Source organism: Neobacillus cucumis (assembly GCF_002860255.1).
Lineage (GTDB): Bacteria > Bacillota > Bacilli > Bacillales > Cytobacillaceae > Neobacillus > Neobacillus cucumis_A.
This window is the reverse complement of the sequence record NZ_PGVE01000064.1, coordinates 59,093-78,527: the sequence shown is the minus strand read 5'-3', so window position 1 is coordinate 78,527 and position 19,435 is coordinate 59,093. Positions and strand designations below refer to the sequence as shown.

The following is a 19,435-nucleotide window of genomic DNA, read 5'->3' as shown; positions in this document are numbered from 1 at the left end:
CTGCCAATGACCCCCGCATCCGTTTGTTGGGCTTTTTCAATCGCTCCTGAAGTTTTTTCAACAATCTCATCGCTTCTTTTAAAAATACAGCACCAGCAGGAGCAAACAGAAGAAGGCGAAATTCTTAATTACTGCCCTGCACCTAAGGATATCTGGAATGATAAGAAATTTACTGGTACCATTTCATCAGCGGGCTGGGGGGATGCTATCCTTATTGTTCCGTGGGTTCTATATCAGAGGTATGAAGATAAGAGAATCCTAGAACAATGCTTCCCGGAAATGGAAAAATGGCTTGATTATGTTCAAAAAAGTGCAGCGCAGAACAAAGAAAATGCTGAAGATGATTATACTCGATACTTATGGGATACAAAGTTCCATTTTGGCGACTGGATGATTCCAAGTTTTATGCTTGGTGAAAAACCGCGAGGGCCAATCGCATCTGCGGTTGCCACGAAGGATCCAATTGCCACTGCGTACTATGCATATTCTGCTGGCTTATTAGCTGAAATTGCTAAGGTTCTCAGAAAACAAGACAAGGCTGATTATTTTCATAATCTTTATGGTAAGGTGAAAGAAGCCTTTGGAATGGCATATGTGAATGATTCAGGGTTAATGACAGCTGATTACCAGGGCGTGTACACAATTGCTCTTGCATTTAACCTACTCTCTGGAGAGCAAAAGAAAAAAGCGATCGAAAGATTAGTAGAGTTAATCAAGAAAAATGATTATAAAATTGATACGGGATTTTTATCTGTTCCGTTTATTATGGATGTCTTATGTGAAAATGGCTATGAGGATATTGCTTATAAGCTGCTCTTCCAAACAGCCTGCCCTTCATGGCTTTATGAAGTTAAAAAAGGTGCAACGACTATTTGGGAATCATGGGAAGCAATTAAACCAGACGGTACTGTGGGGGCTTTCTCTTTTAATCACTATGCATTCGGTTGTATTGGGGATTGGCTTGTCCGCCATATTGGCGGTTTAACTCCCATTGGACCGGGATACAGTAAGTTTAAGGTTGAACCGCATTACTGTGACCGATTAACATATGCCGAAACCCAATATGAGTCGGTGTATGGAGAGATGAAGGTGAAATGGGAGATAAATGAAGAAAAGAAAATGTTTCTACAAGTCATGGTACCAGCTAATACCATTGCTGTTATTTCACTAACAAATGTCGATCCAGACTGCATTCAAGATTTGAATGATTATCTGACCGAAATGGGATACACAAATTGCCAATATTTCGAAAAGGAAGGTAAAGTTGAATTCACTGCATCTTCTGGAAAAATGAATATAGAATTCAAAATAATAGAGATATGTAGATTAAATGAGCAAATGAGCTAAAAGGAGAAAATTCATACCAGCTTATGCAAAAGGGACCGCTTTTTATCATAGACGGTCCCTTAACTCTATTATAATAGGTTATTATAGCTTATAGGTTGACTAAATTTGCAGCCCGAAGTTCTTTGCGTGCAACACCTGTTTCATGAGCTGCTTTGACAACTGCTGACCGGACTTTTTCTACTACTCTATCATTAAACACACTTGGAATAACATAGGATTCACTAAGTTCCTCATCTGAAACCACGGAAGCTATAGCTTTAGCGGCAGCAACCTTCATCTCTTCATTAATCTCACTAGCACGACAATCTAAAGCACCTCGGAAGATTCCAGGAAAACAAAGAACATTATTGATTTGATTTGGATAATCAGAACGGCCTGTAGCTAAAACTCTTACATATGGCTCCGCTAATTCAGGATCGATTTCAGGCTCTGGATTGGCCATGGCAAACACAATTGGATCTTTTGCCATGCTTTTAATATCTGCAACGGTTAAGATTCCAGGGGCAGAGACACCGATAAATACGTCAGCCCCGGCGATCACTTCAGATAAGGATCCTTTCAGATTATCCGGATTGGTGATCTCAGCATACTGATTCCAATACTTATTTTCATACTGAACATCTCGGTGGATTGCGCCGTTTCTGTCAACGCCAATGATATTGCGAACCCCTGCTGACAGGAGAATTTTTGTGCAGGCAATTCCAGCTGCCCCAATTCCGGTAAATACAACTTTGATATCTTCAATATTTTTCTTCGTGATTCTTAGCGCGTTTAAGAGCCCTGCAAGAAGGACAACGGCGGTTCCATGCTGATCATCATGAAAAACAGGGATATCAAGCTCTTTCTTTAATCTTTCTTCTATTTCAAAACACCTAGGTGCGGAAATATCCTCTAAATTGATACCGCCAAAAGCGGGTGCAATGGTTTTAATCGTACGAATAATTTCTTCGGTATCTTCTGTATCAAGGCAGATAGGGAAGGAGTCCACATTTGCAAGTTGTTTAAATAGCATAGATTTTCCTTCCATAACAGGCATGGCTGCTGCCGGACCGATATTGCCCAAACCAAGGACGGCTGTTCCATCAGAGATGACCGCAATTGTGTTCCTTTTGATGGTTAGTGAATAGGCTTTTTCTGGTTCCTCTGCAATCGCTGTACAAACATTGGCAACTCCTGGTGTATAAACCCTTGCCAAATCTTCACGGTTTTTAATTCTTGTTTTAAGTGCGGTCTCTATTTTTCCGCCAAGGTGCATCAAGAAGGTACGGTCAGAGATTTGTAGAACCTTGACTCCCTTAAGTTTGGAAATCAGATCACCAAGAAGCTTACTATGTTTTAAACCATGAACATTGACCGTGATATCGCGGACCGTATGTGTTTTGTTTGATGAAATGACATCGACCCCGATAATATCACCGCCTGCATTACTAATACAGCTGGCAATTTCACCAAATGAAAAAACTTCTACATCCAGTTGTAAACGCATGATGATATGTGTACTTGTACCTGTACCTATTGACATAAAGACCCACTCCCTTGATGCATATATTTTTTATATATTATTGTTAGCGATCCCCTTTAATTAAGTAGGGGATCGTAACAGTAAATCTTGTTCCTTTTCCAGCCTCGGTTGAAAGTTCGATATTGCCGTGAAGCTTTTCAAGGCTGCGTTTAACGAGAAATAAACCTATTCCCCGGTCATTTCCTTTTGTAGAAACCCCTTTCAAAAATACCTTATCGACCATATCTTCCACTACTCCTGGACCATTGTCCGCTACTTCAATTAAAAGCTCATGATCATAGTAATCAAAATGGATGAATACCTTTTTATTGTCTTGGCCTGAAAGAGCTTCTAAAGCATTATCAGTTAAATTGCCGATAATGGTGATTAATTCATGAGTCGTTTCAGGTAGGGCAGGTTCAGGTAAAATCCCTTCTCCTGAAAAAGACAAATCTGCACCCATTTCTCTGGCATAGCTCATTTTTCCAAGTATGAACCCTGCTAGAGCGGGGTCCTTTATTTTACTGACAATATAGCCGACTTCATTTTGAAGATGGTCGGAAATTTGGTCAATATAATCGGCCAGTTTTTCATACTGCTGCAGGTGAACTAATCCCAAAACAACGTGAAGCTTGTTCATGAATTCATGTGACTGGGCCCTCAAGGCTTCTGCATAGAGCGTGACCCCTGTAAGCTCTTCAGCTAACTTATTAATTTCTGTTTTGTTTCGAAAAGTTGTAATGGCACCAACCATTTGATGACCAACAATAATCGGAAGTTGGTTTGCAAATAGGGTAATACCTGATAAATCAATTTCGACATTCAGGCTGGGTTTCCCTGTTTCCAAGACATTTTTCAATGGAAGTTGAGGGAGGTATTGATCAACTAAGTGGCCAACAGGGTTCTCTTTAATTCCCGCTTCTTCAAATAAGCGGAGTGCTTCATTATTAATGAGTGTGATGCGGGCATCTTGATCAACTGCTAGAATCCCTTCCTTAGTTGATTGAAGCATGGCACTTCTTTCTTCAAGTAATTTACCAATTTCAAATGGCTCCAGTCCAAACATACTTTTCTTTATTTTTTTTGCTAAAATAATAGCTCCAATAACTCCAATTAGTACCCCGAAAATCACCGCTAAATAAATGACCTTTTTACTGTTTTTAACATCCTGTTTGACCTTATTAAGAGAAATTCCTACGGCAACGGCGCCAATCTGTTTTCCAGACTCTGAAAATACTGGAGTAAACGCTCTTAAAGAGTAACCTAATGTCCCTTTTGCGATAGAGGTCTTTTCTCGGCCATGGAGAACGGGGCCTTCATCGCCACCAACAAACCGCTGTCCAATTTTATCTGGACTAGGATGTGATTTTCGGATTCCATTCATATCCATGACAACAATAAATTCGACGTTCGTTATTTTAGTCATTTCATTCGTATATTTTTGGATTTCAGGCTCATCCTTTTTTTGTTGCAGCGCTTTCAAAGCTATGGGGGAATGAGCAATCATCCTAGCAATATTCATTGCTTTCTCTGACTGATTTTTTTCAGTCGTTTGTCCAATTTCGTTACTTATAAGTAAATCGGTGACAAATAAAGCTAGTGCCACCACTCCGCAGACTAGAATGGTTATAGTCGTTTGAAGACGAAACCTTGGTCTTTTATTTCGCACAGGAACACCTCTTTTCATTTTTTCTTCAAGGCTATAACCTGTACTTATTCATTGGACGGCCTACGGAACCATATTGAATTTCCATCACAATTTCGCCTTTTTTCTCTAGATAATCTAAATAACGGCGAACAGTAACGCGTGCTAAGCCTGTTCCAATGGCAACATCTTCAGAGGAAAGTGGTTCTGCTTGTCCTTTTAAAAATTGAAGTATTTGCTGTAATGTTCTGTCATTCAACCCTTTTGGCAAGTGTTCTTCCAACACGGATGACTTGTGTTTTGCTCCTTTTAATCCATCTAAGTCCGCCTGCTCAAAAGGTCTATTTTCCTTGAATCTCTTTAATGTAGAACGATACTGTTCTAGTGCAGATTGAAATCGATCAAATCGGAATGGCTTGACAATATAATCTACAACACCGGATCGGAAAATTTCCTGGATATGATTTGGGTCTCGATTAGCAGTTAACAGAATAACATCTAAAGGGTAATGTTTATTTCTAATGGTCTGTAACAAGGAAAGTCCGTTTGTGTCTGGTAAGAAGTAATCTAGCAGAACTAGATTTGGATTTACTTGATTAATTAATGTTATAGCTTCTTTACCAGAAAATGCTTTTCCAGCTAAGACAAAGCCAGAAAACCTTGAAACGAATTGAGCATTAATTTCCATGACCATTGGATCATCTTCGACAATTAAGACTCTGATAGGATCCATAAGTTCGCTCCTTTGATCTCTTTTCTGTCATTATAGCTTATATTTTTTTCTATCACCAAAGAAACAGCCACGTTTTCGTGGCTGTACTCATTTATTATCTTATCACAGGATGTTATGCCGATTTGCTAATAGATTCCTTCACATTAACATTCTCATCGAATTCATTTTCCATTTTTGAAACTACTACAGTTGCTACACCATTACCAATTAGATTTGTAAGGGCACGTGCCGTTGACATAAAACGGTCAACTCCTAGAAGAAGAGCAATTCCTTCAACAGGAACACTCGGGAATGCGGCCAATGTCGCTGCTAAAGTGACAAAGCCTGAACCTGTTACACCTGCAGCCCCTTTGGAGGTAAGCATTAAAACACCGAGTAAGGTTACTTCTTGGCCAAAACTTAGGTGAACCCCAAAGGCCTGAGCAATAAATAAGGCAGCCATTGAAAGATAAATAGATGTGCCATCTAGGTTAAAAGAGTATCCAGTAGGAACAACGAGACCAACAACCGACTTGGAACAGCCGTACTTCTCAAGTTTCTCAACCATTTTAGGAAGTGCTGATTCAGAAGAAGATGTACCTAGTACTAAAAAGATTTCATCTTTGATATAACGTATAAATTGAAAAATATTAAATCGATAGAATTTAGCAATGCCGCCTAGAATGACAACAATAAACACGACCATGGCTAAGACAGTTAATCCAAACAGTTTTCCTAGAGATACAAGGGAACCGATACCGAATTCACCAATCGTATAAGAGATTGCACCAAACGCAGCAATAGGTGAATAGTACATAATAATGTTTACAATTCGAAAGAAAGTTTCAGATAGTTTTTCAAAAAGATCAATGACTGATTTTCCTTTTTCACCTAGACCAGATAAGGCAATTCCAAACAGAACGGCTAAGAAAAGAATCGGTAAAAGCTGACCGTTTACCATTGCACCCAAGAAGTTATCAGGAATGATTCCCATGATAAAATCCATAAAACTATGGCTTCCCTCGGCTGCTTGTTTGGTGAATTGGGTAATGTCACCCTTTGCACTGTGTGCATTTACACCCGCACCTGGTTTGAAGATAGTAGCAAATAATATCCCGATTGCCAGTGAAATAGTGGAAACGATTTCAAAGTATAATAATGCTTTTCCACCAATCCGGCCTACCTTTTTCATATCACCCATGCCAGCAATACCAACGACGATGGTTAAGAAAATAATTGGGGCAATAACCATTTTAATCATTTTAACAAAGATATCCGATAAAACTTTTAATTCGGCTCCTGTTTTAGGAAATAAAGCACCAAAGATAATGCCAAGTACGATTGCGATTACTACCTGAGTTGTAAGACCTTTAAAATTAATTTTCATTTCCGATCCTCCCAATCTAATAAAATTGTAAACACTTACAATGTAAGGTGCACGAAGATGTTGTAAACTCTAATTGAAAGTATAGATTTTAGAGAATAGTCTGACAATGTTTTGGTTATATCGTTCTTTTTGGTGATTTTGGTCACAGAATGTTCACAAAGTTCATATATTAAATCTTAAACTAATAAAAAACCACGAAAGTCTACAAAGTAGGGCTTTCGTGGTTCTTTTTGCGATATACGGCAGGGGTAACTCCATGAATCTTTTTAAATGATTTATAGAAAAACGTAATATTGGTATATCCAACTTTATTAGCAATCTGATCAATGGTTAAATCCGTATTTTCAATTAGTGTACAGGCATTTTTTATTTTTAATTGATGTGATAATTCAATAAATGTTTTGCCTAAATTGATCTTAAGCAGTCTTGTCAAATGGTTTGGATGAAAGTGAAACTTCTCCGCTGTTTTTTCTAATGTCATGGTTTGGAAGTTTTGTTCCATAAAACTTAGAATCTCAGAGATAATAGCTTTTTTAAAGGTTGGTTCTTCTTTTTCTTTAGAGAAGCTATTATAAATTCTTAAAAGCTCCGTGAACATTAAAATCATATAGGAATTGAGGGCCTCAGTCGAGCATAGCTGTGGTTGGAGGTATTCTCCCAGAGCTTGGAAGATGATTTCTTTCAGTCGATTGTTTGGGCCTTTAGGAAAAATAATATAGCGGCTGTCTTTCTTTTGTTGGTAAATGGCATTAACGAAAAAATCGGTTAATAAATCATTTCCTGATAATCTTTGAAGCAGGGCTGAATCAAAATAACTAGTTCGAATCATTATGTTAATAATAATATCATTTTCGGAGGCGCTTTCAATTCCGTGTGTAACATTTGTATCAAGTAAGCAGAGATCTCCTTCATTGAGAATTACCTCTTTGCCATTTATGTACTGTGTACAAGTACCTGAAAAAACATAGTTCATTTCAATAAATGAATGTCTATGTTCGGTGAAATTGATAAAACGACGGTGTTTTAAAAATACAACATTTTGCTCAGGTTTGAAAAAATATTCTACCAGTACAATGTTGGGTGTTTGAATGTCTTTCGAAAAAGTAAGTTCTAAATCTTCTAAGTGGGAGTAATGTTTAGGATTTTCTAGTGTGCCTGAATACTTTTTTTCATAGTCACTCATTTCCCTCAATTGTCTTTCAATCAGTGTAGTATCCATGTAAGTTCACCCTCCTTAGTAGATGAATTCTATCATAGGTATAGTTTATCAATTTCTTATTCTATTATATAGTACAAAAAGAGGTAATACGTGGGATAGTCTGCTGTAAATATATTCTTTCGATAAGCGAAGTACCATGCTATACTATTAAAAGTCACCAACAAAACATTTTGAGAAGGGTTGTCTATGGCAAATGTCGAGTAGTATGATAAAAGCTTTTATTAGTCTCTTTTTGGTTTCTGTTTTATGGGGGTGTAATTATCCAGTCAGTGCCTATTTACTTCAAGGATTTTCACCTGTTTTATTATCAACCGTTCGAATTTGCTTTACCTCACTTTTTTTGATTATCTGTGCCTTGATTCATAAGGGGATGAAGCGTCCCACCATTTCAGAGTGGAAATATCTCATTGGTGTTGGAATCTTTGGAACCCTGTTAAATCAAACTTTCTACTTTACGGGTCTCCATCATACAACACCAGCTAACGCCTCATTAATTATTTCCTTGGCACCCATAGCCACCATTTTGTTGGAACGGATTATTTTTAAGGTCAAGTTTACCATTAAAAAATCTGCAGGAGCCATTATTAGTTTAATCGGTGTTTTTTCAATTATTGGCGTTGCAAATGGCGCTTTGGGAATCTCATGGGGAGATTTTAACATTTTAATCGCCATGCTTTGCCTCTCGATTAGTATATTATTTATCCGAGGTTTAGCGAAAACAATGGACACCTTTATTATTACTGTTTTTTCAACCGTACTAGGAAGTGTATTGATGATTCCTGCCGCGGGAGTTGAAAATTTGGTGTGCGGCTCTGTCATCAGTCATTCTCTGTTTATGTGGATATTGTTAATTTTTGCTGGGATTATCGCTCAAGGAGTTGCCGGTTTTTGGTGGAATAAAGGGGTAGCTAAAGTTGGCGCAGGTACAGCCTCGATGTTCATGAATATCCAGCCATTTGTCGCCATCCTAGCCTCCCATTTTATTTTAGGAAATCATATTTCGCTTAATCAAATCCTTGGCGGTATTTTGGTATTGCTAGGCGTATTTATTGCGAATATGCCATCGGTTAAAACTGTCGTTTCAACAGGGTCAAATAAAGCGGCAATGTAAAGAGTCTCCTACTCAGGGAAGACTTTTTTTATTAGTCTAACCCCTGATAAACATATGACAAAACGGCATTGAGAATAGAGGAGAAATAAAAATGACAAATAATTCTACAGGAATGGAAATGAATAAATCCAAAGGGATTACATTGACAAAAGGTTTAGTTTTATTAATGTCCATTACATGTGGTCTGGCAGTGGCCAATCTTTATTACAATCAGCCGCTTTTAGCTGATATGGGACGGACATTTCATGCTAACTCCCATCAAGTGGGCAATATTTCGATGTTTACCCAAATTGGGTATGCAGTAGGCATGTTTTTGTTTGTGCCGTTGGGAGATATGAGAGAACGCCGTCATCTTATAACCGTTTTATTAGCTTCCGTAACAATTGCACTGATTGGCGTTGCTACAGCACAAAACCTGCTTTGGATTTATGCAGCGAGTCTGGCTGTTGGAATCACTACGGTTGTACCGCAGGTAATTATACCGCTAGCAGCACAGATGTCTGAGCCGGCAGAAAGAGGAAAAGTGATTGGTAGTGTGATGGGAGGATTACTTTTTGGAATTCTTCTTGCTCGGACCGTAGCCGGTGTTATAGGAGGCAGCTTTGGCTGGCGGATGATGTACTGGGTTGCAGCAGTGTTAATGCTAGCCTTAGCGATCATCTTAAATCGTTTTTTGCCTAAAAGTCATCCTGAAGCTAACTTGACGTACCGTCAAGTTTTAAAGTCTTTAGGAGAATTAATCTTAACGCAGCCAACGTTACGAGAGGCTTCATTAGTTGGAGCCATGCTGTTTGGAAGTTTTAGTGTATTCTGGACCTCTCTTGCATTTTACTTGGAGGGTGCACCGTTTTATTTTGGAAGTCAAGTAACTGGATTATTTGGTTTAGTCGGGGTAGTTGGGGCTGCCGCTGCTCCGTTTGTCGGGCGAATAGCAGATCGGTTTAGTCCGAAGTCGATGGTTGGTATGTTCATCATTCTTACGTTGTTATCTTTTATGTTCTTTGGACTATTCGGTTCTGCTGTCTGGGGAATAGTGTTTGGAGTTATTCTCTTAGATTTAGGTGTACAGGGTGCACAGGTCTCTAATCAAGCAAGAATCTACAGTTTAGTTCCAGAGGCTAGAAGCCGGTTAAATACTGTATATATGGTGACCTATTTCCTTGGTGGTTCACTTGGCTCCTCACTCGGCAGCTTTGCTTGGAACCTATGGCAGTGGCAGGGAGTCTGCTTAACCGGAGGGATAATGATTGTTTTAGGGTTCATTGTTTGGGGAGTTCATCAGCTGAAAAATAAAAGCTAATCATTTAACATCACAGGCTGATTCTGTGATGTTTTTTTTGCTCTCTTGGAACTTATTGTTGATTTCACTGTGTTTAAAAAATAAACGGTAAAATTCCGTTTAAAATCGGAAATATAGAAATTTCCTTAAAAGTAAAGGAAGTTTTTCCGTTTATATTACCCAAATCTTTGAATTTTGTCTTATTTAGAGCAGTTAATCGGAATAGCTCCTCTTATTTCTGCTTCTTAAGCTTCCTCTTTATAATTAGCCGGAAATTCTCCGCTTATGAATTCTCATATCTACACCAAAATCAACAATGAATAATAACAGAGCCTTTTATAAAAAAATGAGAGGTAAATGCAAATAAGGACAATAATTTAGTCGAATCAAGTTATAGGAAAATCCTCATTTTCTAGTATTATATAAATATATCAGTAAGCGTTTCCAACCGAGAGGTGATGTTAATGACAAAATACAGTATTGCTGTTGATATTGGTGCATCAAGCGGCCGACTCATTTTAGGCTGGTTAGAAAATGGATTGTTAAAACTCGAAGAAATACATCGTTTTGAAAACAAAATCATCCAAAAAGGTGACTCTTATTGCTGGGAGGCCGATAAACTTTTTCAGGAAATCAAAAACGGTTTAAAGAAGTGCAAGGAACTTGGCATCAAGCCTGACAGTATCGGAATCGATACTTGGGCCGTTGATTTTGTGTTATTGGATGAAAAGGACCAACCACTAACGGATGCGGTTTCTTATCGTGATCCAAGAACAGACGGAATGATGGAACAGGTTTTTGAAAAAATCATCAAGGAACGTCTGTATCTAGAAACAGGGATCCAATTCCAAAAGTTTAATACTATCTATCAATTATATTCGATAAAACAAAATACACCGGAAATTTTAGATCAAGCAAAATCATTCTTAATGATTCCGGATTACTTCAATTATTTACTTACCGGAAAAAAAGCAAACGAATACACGAACGTGACATCTACTCAACTTGTCAATGCTTTTACAAAAAAATGGGACCATGACTTGTTAGATTTGTTAGGAATTAATAAAGAAATGTTCCACGAAATAAAGACACCAAAGACTGTTCTTGGCACATTAAAAGAAGAATTAGTTTCAGAGTTAGGTTTTGATCTTCAAGTGATACTACCGGCAACTCATGATACTGGTTCAGCCGTTATTGCCGTTCCTGAAGAAAATGAAACGATTTATATCAGTTCAGGTACATGGTCATTGATTGGAGTAGAAAACTACTTCCCAATCTGTGTTACCAAAGCACTTGATTATAATTTTACGAATGAGGGCGGAATCGATTATCAATACCGCTTCTTAAAAAACATTATGGGTCTTTGGATGATTCAAGAGGTAAGACGCAACTACAATAATGAATATTCTTTTGCCGAATTGGTTGATTTTGCTAGAGAAGCAAGAGACTTTAAGGCAGTGGTTAATGTCAATGATGACCGGTTTCTAAAACCAGAGAACATGATCCAGGAAATCATGAACTACTGTGTGGAAACAGGCCAGCCGATTCCAGGTACACCTGGAGAAGTCGCAAAATGCGTATATGATAGTTTAGCAGTCAGCTATCAAGATGCCGTACACGAAATTGAAGAAATCTTTGAAAAGAGATTTGAAAAAATCAATGTCATCGGCGGCGGATGTCAGAACGAAATGTTGAACCAATTGGTTGCGGATGTAACGAAGAAAGAAGTATATGCAGGACCGGTTGAAGCGACTGCCATCGGCAATATCGTGGCTCAGTTAATGGCGCTTGATGAAATCAATGATATTAAAGAAGCACGTACTATTGTAAAAAAATCATTTGAAGTAAAGAAGTATCTACCAACCGCACCTATTACTAACTAAACATAGAGGAGGAAGAAATACATGTCTGTTCAAGAAAACTACGAACTTGCTAAAAAAGCTTATGAAAAATGGGGAATTAATGTTGATGAAGTCATTGAAAAATTAAAAAATGTTCCGATTTCGATTCATTGCTGGCAGGGCGATGATATCGGGGGATTTGAAGTAAATCCGAATGAATTATCTGGTGGAATTTCTGTTACTGGAAATTATCCCGGTAAAGCATCCTCACCTGAAGAATTAAGAGCAGACTTAGAAAAAGCACTTTCTCTAATTCCTGGGAAACATCGTGTTAACCTGCATGCCATTTACGCGGAAACAAATGGAGAAGTAGTAGAAAGAGATCAATTAGAACCAAAGCATTTTGAAAACTGGGTGAAATGGGCAAAGGAAAATGGTTTAGGGCTTGATTACAACCCAACATTGTTTTCCCATCCGAAAGCAAATGATGGCTTAACACTATCTCATCCAAACGAAGATATCCGGGAATTCTGGATTAATCACTGTATCGGCAGCCGGAAAATTGGTGAGTATTTCGGAAAGGAATTAGGTACACAAGCCTTAACAAACATTTGGATTCCAGATGGCTATAAGGATATTCCAAGTGACCGCCTCACTCCAAGAAAAAGATTAAAAGAATCATTAGATAAGATTTTTGCTGTGGAAGTTGATGAAAAATATAATCTTGATGCAGTGGAAAGTAAAGTATTTGGTATTGGATCAGAATCTTATGTGGTTGGTTCTCATGAATTTTATCTAAATTATGCCATGAAAAATGATAAATTATGTTTACTAGATACAGGACACTATCATCCAACAGAAACAGTATCCAATAAAATTTCATCCATGCTTTTATTCAGTGAAAAGCTTGCCCTGCACGTTTCAAGACCAGTACGCTGGGATAGTGACCATGTTGTTATTTTAGATGATGAATTAAAAGAAATTGCTTTAGAAATTGTACGTAATGATGCGTTAGATCGTGTTATCATTGGACTTGACTTCTTTGATGCGAGTATCAACCGTGTTGCTGCATGGACCATTGGAACTCGCAATATGATCAAGGCATTATTATCAGCTATGTTAGTACCAAATGAGTATTTAAAACAGCTTCAAGAAGAAGGAAACTTCACTGAAAGACTAGCATTAATGGAAGAATTCAAGACTTATCCATTTGGGGCGGTTTGGGATTACTATTGCCAAAAAATGGGTGTACCAGTAAGAGAATCTTGGTTAGAGGAAGTAAAAGCGTATGAGCAAGAGGTTTTATTAAAAAGATAGATGGGATTTTTTTAGGGGAAGACTCAATGAGGAGATTTATAGGCTCCTTTTTGGGTCTTCTTTTTTGGGAGTTATCTTTTTAAAGGAAGGGATTTTACACTAAATAGAAGAATTCTACGAAGTTTTAAGTTATTCTACGTTATCTATAAAAATACTTCCATTTCTATTCATTATGATAGGGGGATTCACATGAACCGTGTTGAATTACAGTCTTTCCTACAAGCCAATAACACTAGAGAGGCACCAGATTGGGATGTTGTAAAAAACACCTATCATCCAGAACAGGTAAATGTGATAGAAGGACAGCCTGTTTACAATTTTAATATGATCTTTGATCCGACAATTAACCCGATTGAAGATAATATTTTCATATCTCAGGCTCCAGTCGCCGCGTTCGTCCCCATGCATATTCATCAGTATATTGAACTTATCTACGTCTATCAGGGGAAATGTTCGGTTATCATGGAGGATCATGAAATAAACATGACTGAGGGCGGATTTATCATGATTGATAAAAACACCCCTCATACAATAAAGAAGATATCAAAATCTGATATCGTTATTGAGATGAAGCTAAAGCATGACTACTTATCAACAGGGTTCCTAAGCCGATTCACCAATAAAAGTATTATCTCCCAATTTCTGATTGACTCCGTAATTGATAGCCGAAGAGCAAATAACTATTTATACTTTCCTTTCGAAGTACGTTCAAAAGTTGTTGGAATCATGGAGCAAATTATGTGCGAACATTTTGAAAAAGATGTTTTTACTACGGAAATGATTGATGCCTATCTTTTCATATTGTTTACAGAATTAATCCGTCACAGTAATAGTTCGAACATTAAAGAGAGAGACGATATGAAGCAAAAGGATGCAATCGTCCTAGAATTTCTAAAGTATATTGATGACCGTTTTAAGGATTGCAGTTTAACGGAAATGGCGGATCACTACAAATATCACCCTAACTATATTTCTGCTGTTCTTAAAAAAGCAACAGGTAAATCCTTTAAGGACCTTCTTCAGATTCAAAGATTAAATAAGGCTGCTTTATATCTATGTAACTCAGATCTTCCTATCCCTGATATTTCGGAAGAGGTTGGCTATTCGAGTTTGTCCTTTTTCTATAAAAAATTTAATGAAGTGTACTTCCAGACCCCTAAAGAATATAGAGACAACCAGACTCAAAGTTATAAAAATCAAAGTCAAATCACTTAGTGAAACCGCTGATCAGCGGTTTTATTTTTTGTTCGCAAAGTGGGTGCGATCCAAATCTTTGATTCGAGCAATAAACCTCTTTGTTTTTAATATTAAAACATTTGAAAACGCTTGCTACAATATAGGTAATCAACAGGATATAAGAATACAAGGAGTGTTAAATATGGAATTGCAATTTCCATCCCATTTTCTTTGGGGATCGACAACAGCCGCTTATCAAGTGGAAGGGAATAATTTTAACAGTGATTTCTGGGCAGAAGAACATGCAGAAGGCTCGCCATATAAAGATAAATCAGGGGATACCATTGATCATTATCGGCTCTATCGTGAAGACATTGCCCTTATGGCTGAATTAGGGTTAAAAACCTATCGGTTCTCTATCGAATGGTCACGCATAGAACCCGAGCCAGGGCAATATTCTCGTTCGGCTATTGAACACTATCGGGATGTTCTTGAAACCTGTTATAAACACGGAATCACACCAGGTTCCCGATCGGTTTGCTAAAAACCATCTGCTGTTTTTTCAACAAAAGCTAGAAGCTTGAAAGAATTGGCAGAATTGCAGGAGGTGAATCTAACCTTGGATAAGGTTAAAGCTATAATTGCGGAGTTAGATAAGCTGGAGTTGGAAGCCGTTTTGGAAAATTAAAACAATTAAAGTCAATCACTAATTAGTGATTGGCTTTTTTAGTGGTTGTTAGGGGATTTGTTAATATCTCTTGGAATTTTGTTAATATGGTACCAAGTTTTGTTAATATCGTCCCGTTAATAAAACGTTAAAGCACTAAAGTGAAGTCTTCTATAGAGAAGGCAGCTAAATTTAAAGAGCCGGTTTGATTGGGGATAGGCGTGTGTGGCGCGCCAGTCCTATTTTGCTTAAAAAACAAAAATATCTTTTTGAATCTTTCTTTTCGTATTATTTGTGTTTGTTTTTCAAAAAAATATGTTATAGTTATATTGAGAATAAGTAAAAAACAAATACAAAACAACATAAATAAAAATATTGGGTTAGAAAGGGGCAGAACAAGTGCTGGTAGCAGAAAGACAAAAAAAGATTGTGGAATTGGTTAATGAACGATTAAGTATACGGGTAACGGAGCTAAGTAAAATTTTCTCCGTGACAGAAGAAACAATTCGCCGGGATCTTGAGAAGCTTGAAAAAGAAAATTTACTAATGCGCTCTCATGGGGGTGCGGTTAGTATTGAGAAGGACCAAGGGGAGATTTCTTATTTAGAAAGAGAAATCACCAACGCGGAACAAAAGAAAGCGATCGCTGCAACAGCTGTTGGCTTGATTGAGCCAGGTGATCAAATTGTGTTAGATGCGAGTACTACAGCATGGTATGTAGCCAAGGAACTGCCAGATATGCCTTTAACCGTTCTGACGAATTCGATTAAAGTGGCAATAGAGCTCAGTAAAAAAGAACAAATCAAAGTCATTTCAACAGGTGGAACGCTGCTTTCACAATCGTTGTCATATGTAGGCCCACTCGCGGAACGCTCCCTGAGCATGTATCATGTGAATAAAGCATTTCTATCCTGCAAAGGGGTCCATCTGGAAAGAGGACTTAGTGATTTTAATGAATCACAAGCATTATTAAAGAAGCAGATGATGGAAATAGCGGATGAAACCATTCTTATGGTTGATTCTAGTAAATTTGGAACACGTGCTTTTTCAAGAATAAATCCTGTTTCTAACATCGACTACATTATTACTGATTCAAATATAGAAGAAGAAACTAAAAACGAGCTAGAAGAAAAAAAGATCAAGTTATTAATCGTAAACTAACAGGCCAAAACTGTTCTGTTTTTTATTACACATTGTCAAATATAGAGGTATACTAGTTAAAACAATAGTAAAAGTATTTGGCGGAGATGGCTATACACTTTTCTTCTTAGTATTAGCTGTTTTCTCAATTCTTTCGGCGGTTGTGGTTCTTCTAATCCCGGAAATGGGGTCAAAGTCGGAAGTCACTAATGATATGGGTGAAGCGGTTTAATTAATAATAATTAATAGGGATGAATAATACGAGTGTATAGATTCATCCCTATGTTTGTTTAATAGGATAATAGAAGATAAAGGTAATTCATTTAAAAGGAGAGATGATTTCATGTTAATTGAAAAAATCCAATTGTGGGATGATAGTGAAACAGTAACCTTACATACTTACATTCTTAATAATTCTATGGAATTTCAAAAGAATCAGTTGCGCCCAGCGGTGGTTATTTGTCCAGGTGGTGGATATTTAGGGACTTCGGATCGTGAAGCTGAACCGGTTGCTATGCGTTTTGCTTCACTTGGATATCATACGTTTGTTCTCCGCTATACGACATATTTTAAGGAGAAGGTTAAAGATTTTAATAATCTTCCTACTCCTAATGTAAAATCAGCTTACCCACAGCCCTTGTTTGATCTAGCTAAGGCAATGCTAATTATCCGGGAAAATGCATCAAAATGGTTAGTTGATACGGATAAAATTGCTGTATGTGGTTTTTCAGCAGGTGCGCATTTGTCAGCCAGTATGGGTGTTCATTGGAATAGTAAATTACTTAATGAGAAGTTCCAAGTTGAAAATGACGTGTTCAAGCCTAATGCAGTTATTCTTGGATATCCTTTAGTAGATTACCAGTTAATGAAAGAGAAAGTGGAAACAGAGGCTAATGAGTTTAATAAGGGATTCTGGGAGATTTCGGGCAAAGCCGTATTTGGTACTCCAAATCCCAGTGAAGAGCAACTCTCAGAGGCTAGTCCAGTGAATTATGTATCAACGCAAACACCGCCGACATTCATCTGGCACACGGCTGATGATGCCCTAGTTTATGCAGAAAATTCATTAAGATTTGCAACTTTGTTGGCAAAGCATAAGGTTCCGTATGAATTGCATGTTTTTGAAAGCGGTGTACATGGGTTATCTCTTTGTGATGAGACCACTGCTGGTGATCCTAGTCATTTAAATCCAGAATGTAAAGTATGGTTTGAATTAGCTGATAATTGGTTGAAAAAGCATTTTAAATAGAATATCTATAATTTTCAATTAAGGGAGGGGAGCCTGATTGTTGTAACGGGGGTAACGTTAGAGCAAGCTTATTGACGACCGTCAATCAAGAAAATGGACAATCAGGGTAGCCAATAGAGCTTATTGACGACCGTTAATCAAGAAAATGGACAATCAGGGTAGCCGATAGAGCTTATTGACGACCGTCAATCAAGAAAATGGACAATCAGGGTAGCCAATAGAGCTTATGACGACCATCAACCAAGAAAATGGACAATCAGGGTAGCCAATAGAGCTTATTGACGACCGTCAATCAAGAAAATGGACAATCAGGGTAGCCGATAGAGCTTATTGACGACCGTCAATCAAGAAAATGGACAATCAGGGTAGCCAATAGAGCTTATTGACGACCATCAACCAAGAAAATGGATCATCAAGGTAGTCAATAGAGTGTATTAGCTACCATCATCCAAGAAAATTAATCATCAGAGTAGCCAATACCCATTTATAAGTAAAAGCTGCCCTTTTTTTTCGACAGCCTTAGCTCCCATTGGCTGGAAACTGTACTTATAATGATGATATTACCTGATTGAACAAGGATCTTCTAAGCAAGTTAGAAAAAGAAGACCCATTAGGTTAACATATTTTCTGGAGGGACCGATAAAATTGCAATATCTTAACTATTTTCCACAGAATTTAATGAAATTGTCTTGATGTATCAGTATCCATGAAACTCTTTGTGCAGCCTTACGAATATACTTCTTGACCGTATCAATAGAGTCAACCCCGTCCCAATGTCGGCCGAGAAAATGGATAAACACATCTAAACTTCGAAGCTGGATTAGAAGAGGAAGGGCATGAATTTCTCCTTCTGTCAGCTTAATCCTACTTCCATATCCATTTAGGAAGGCAGTAATCTTTTTAAAAATAATGGTCTCATCCTCTTCATTATCAATAAAATCGGAAATAGCAACCGCAACTTCCATCACTCTTAAATCATGTGTAACAAATTCAAAATCAAGAATGGCGGAAATCTTTCCATCCCCACCCGTAAGTATGTTGGAAGCATTTAAATCTCCATGGACGAGCTGGTGGGGAAGCCTTTTTAAAAACGGGACACGGTCTTGAAATGAAACTAGTTGTTTGTAGATAATGAATAATTCTTGAGTTAACTCCACAAATTCCTCTGAGGGAGTTTGGGAAAAATCTTTCATCTGCTCCAAAGAACAACTTGGGTGTGTACTATCCATATCATAATACGCTTTATATACCGGCAGTTGATTTACACTGACCTCGGCAAGTTCAGCAGTAAGTTGGCCAGCCGTACTACCAAATGAATAGATTTGAACTAAGTCCTCTAGGGCAGGATTCATCCCATCGATAAATTGAAACAATCCTGCAAGAAATCCGGATTGAGTTTTGACAATGGTTTGCCCATCTTTTGTTTTCATTGGTACTGGTATGGAAAAGGAAAGGGGCCGTTCGTTTAATGCTAGTAGTACAGCATGTTCATAGTTTACCTTGTCTTCATCTTGATGGGTTTCGTAAATTCTGAGTACGTATTTCTCATTGTTTGCCATAATAAAAAGGGTTGTATTGTTTTCTCCACTTGGCCCGGGTACAATCTCCCAGGTCTCCATTGGGAAGTACAAAGATACTATTTCTTTAATATATGATAAATTTTTTTTCATCTTATTCAAAAATCCTTTTTTTAAAAAGAAGTCTATCACGTACAGAAAAAAGAAGAAAGTATTTTTGAATAGATAAATTGCAAGAGCCTTGATTATATTACAGCTGTAAGGCATATTGAGAAATATTTTTCTTCCAGAAAAAGAAGCCTGTCACCTTTTAGAAGTAACAAGGTG

The 19,435-nt window shown here is 37.6% G+C and carries 15 protein-coding genes; 9 read left to right on the top strand and 6 right to left on the bottom strand.

The window, feature by feature from the left end:
- The first annotated feature begins 6 nt into the window (after positions 1-6).
- Entirely contained in the window at positions 7-1,347 is a 1,341-nt protein-coding gene (locus CVD27_RS16875; protein ID WP_101649066.1) for an alpha-L-rhamnosidase-related protein, read from the top strand.
- Between the two features lie 88 nt (positions 1,348-1,435).
- Here the strand turns inward: CVD27_RS16875 and CVD27_RS16870 are convergent, their stop codons facing one another.
- From CVD27_RS16870 to CVD27_RS16850, 5 genes are all read right to left on the bottom strand, one after another.
- Positions 1,436-2,833 (bottom strand): NAD-dependent malic enzyme, encoded by a 1,398-nt coding sequence (locus CVD27_RS16870; RefSeq protein ID WP_374703082.1) that lies wholly within the window; start codon positions 2,831-2,833, stop codon positions 1,436-1,438.
- A gap of 79 nt (positions 2,834-2,912) precedes the next feature.
- A complete protein-coding gene (gene dcuS / locus CVD27_RS16865; protein ID WP_101649064.1) occupies positions 2,913-4,517 on the bottom strand; it encodes a DcuS/MalK family sensor histidine kinase in 1,605 nt (534 codons plus the stop codon).
- 31 nt (positions 4,518-4,548) lie between these two features.
- Positions 4,549-5,226, bottom strand: coding sequence for a response regulator (locus CVD27_RS16860; RefSeq protein ID WP_101649063.1), 678 nt, complete (start codon positions 5,224-5,226; stop codon positions 4,549-4,551).
- 112 nt (positions 5,227-5,338) lie between these two features.
- Complete coding sequence (locus tag CVD27_RS16855; protein WP_101649062.1) at positions 5,339-6,592, bottom strand: dicarboxylate/amino acid:cation symporter; 1,254 nt, start codon at positions 6,590-6,592, stop codon at positions 5,339-5,341.
- 202 nt (positions 6,593-6,794) lie between these two features.
- Complete coding sequence (locus CVD27_RS16850) at positions 6,795-7,811, bottom strand: AraC family transcriptional regulator (RefSeq protein WP_101649061.1); 1,017 nt, start codon at positions 7,809-7,811, stop codon at positions 6,795-6,797.
- Positions 7,812-8,016: 205 nt separating this feature from the next.
- On the opposite strand from CVD27_RS16850, the gene CVD27_RS16845 reads away from it, so the two are divergent.
- From CVD27_RS16845 to CVD27_RS16810, 8 genes are all read left to right on the top strand, one after another.
- A complete protein-coding gene (locus tag CVD27_RS16845) occupies positions 8,017-8,922 on the top strand; it encodes a DMT family transporter (RefSeq protein WP_180960328.1) in 906 nt (301 codons plus the stop codon).
- A 91-nt stretch (positions 8,923-9,013) separates the two neighbouring features.
- Positions 9,014-10,222 (top strand): MFS transporter, encoded by a 1,209-nt coding sequence (locus tag CVD27_RS16840; protein ID WP_219621319.1) that lies wholly within the window; start codon positions 9,014-9,016, stop codon positions 10,220-10,222.
- 443 nt (positions 10,223-10,665) lie between these two features.
- A complete protein-coding gene (rhaB, locus tag CVD27_RS16835) occupies positions 10,666-12,084 on the top strand; it encodes a rhamnulokinase (protein ID WP_101649059.1) in 1,419 nt (472 codons plus the stop codon).
- Positions 12,085-12,105: 21 nt separating this feature from the next.
- Positions 12,106-13,359, top strand: coding sequence for an L-rhamnose isomerase (gene rhaA / locus CVD27_RS16830; protein ID WP_101649058.1), 1,254 nt, complete (start codon positions 12,106-12,108; stop codon positions 13,357-13,359).
- A 189-nt stretch (positions 13,360-13,548) separates the two neighbouring features.
- Positions 13,549-14,574, top strand: a complete 1,026-nt coding sequence (locus CVD27_RS16825; protein ID WP_101649057.1) for an AraC family transcriptional regulator — start codon at positions 13,549-13,551, stop codon at positions 14,572-14,574.
- A gap of 163 nt (positions 14,575-14,737) precedes the next feature.
- On the top strand, positions 14,738-15,079 hold the full coding sequence (locus CVD27_RS16820) for a family 1 glycosylhydrolase (protein WP_101649056.1): 342 nt from the start codon (positions 14,738-14,740) through the stop codon (positions 15,077-15,079).
- 522 nt (positions 15,080-15,601) lie between these two features.
- On the top strand, positions 15,602-16,363 hold the full coding sequence (locus CVD27_RS16815; protein ID WP_101649055.1) for a DeoR/GlpR family DNA-binding transcription regulator: 762 nt from the start codon (positions 15,602-15,604) through the stop codon (positions 16,361-16,363).
- 322 nt (positions 16,364-16,685) lie between these two features.
- Positions 16,686-17,591, top strand: a complete 906-nt coding sequence (locus tag CVD27_RS16810; protein ID WP_101649054.1) for an alpha/beta hydrolase — start codon at positions 16,686-16,688, stop codon at positions 17,589-17,591.
- A gap of 659 nt (positions 17,592-18,250) precedes the next feature.
- Here the strand turns inward: CVD27_RS16810 and CVD27_RS16805 are convergent.
- On the bottom strand, positions 18,251-19,261 hold the full coding sequence (locus CVD27_RS16805; protein ID WP_180960327.1) for a phosphotransferase: 1,011 nt from the start codon (positions 19,259-19,261) through the stop codon (positions 18,251-18,253).
- Positions 19,262-19,435 lie beyond the last annotated feature (174 nt).

Coding starts and splice junctions, on each gene's coding strand:
- CVD27_RS16875 (WP_101649066.1), top strand. CDS start 7: ATGACCCCCGCATCCGTTTGTTGGGCTTTTTCAATCGCTCCTGAAGTT.
- CVD27_RS16870 (WP_374703082.1), bottom strand. CDS start 2,833: ATGCGTTTACAACTGGATGTAGAAGTTTTTTCATTTGGTGAAATTGCC.
- CVD27_RS16860 (WP_101649063.1), bottom strand. CDS start 5,226: ATGGATCCTATCAGAGTCTTAATTGTCGAAGATGATCCAATGGTCATG.
- CVD27_RS16855 (WP_101649062.1), bottom strand. CDS start 6,592: ATGAAAATTAATTTTAAAGGTCTTACAACTCAGGTAGTAATCGCAATC.
- CVD27_RS16850 (WP_101649061.1), bottom strand. CDS start 7,811: ATGGATACTACACTGATTGAAAGACAATTGAGGGAAATGAGTGACTAT.
- CVD27_RS16845 (WP_180960328.1), top strand. CDS start 8,017: ATGATAAAAGCTTTTATTAGTCTCTTTTTGGTTTCTGTTTTATGGGGG.
- CVD27_RS16840 (WP_219621319.1), top strand. CDS start 9,014: ATGACAAATAATTCTACAGGAATGGAAATGAATAAATCCAAAGGGATT.
- rhaB (WP_101649059.1), top strand. CDS start 10,666: ATGACAAAATACAGTATTGCTGTTGATATTGGTGCATCAAGCGGCCGA.
- rhaA (WP_101649058.1), top strand. CDS start 12,106: ATGTCTGTTCAAGAAAACTACGAACTTGCTAAAAAAGCTTATGAAAAA.
- CVD27_RS16825 (WP_101649057.1), top strand. CDS start 13,549: ATGAACCGTGTTGAATTACAGTCTTTCCTACAAGCCAATAACACTAGA.
- CVD27_RS16820 (WP_101649056.1), top strand. CDS start 14,738: ATGGAATTGCAATTTCCATCCCATTTTCTTTGGGGATCGACAACAGCC.
- CVD27_RS16810 (WP_101649054.1), top strand. CDS start 16,686: ATGTTAATTGAAAAAATCCAATTGTGGGATGATAGTGAAACAGTAACC.
- CVD27_RS16805 (WP_180960327.1), bottom strand. CDS start 19,261: ATGAAAAAAAATTTATCATATATTAAAGAAATAGTATCTTTGTACTTC.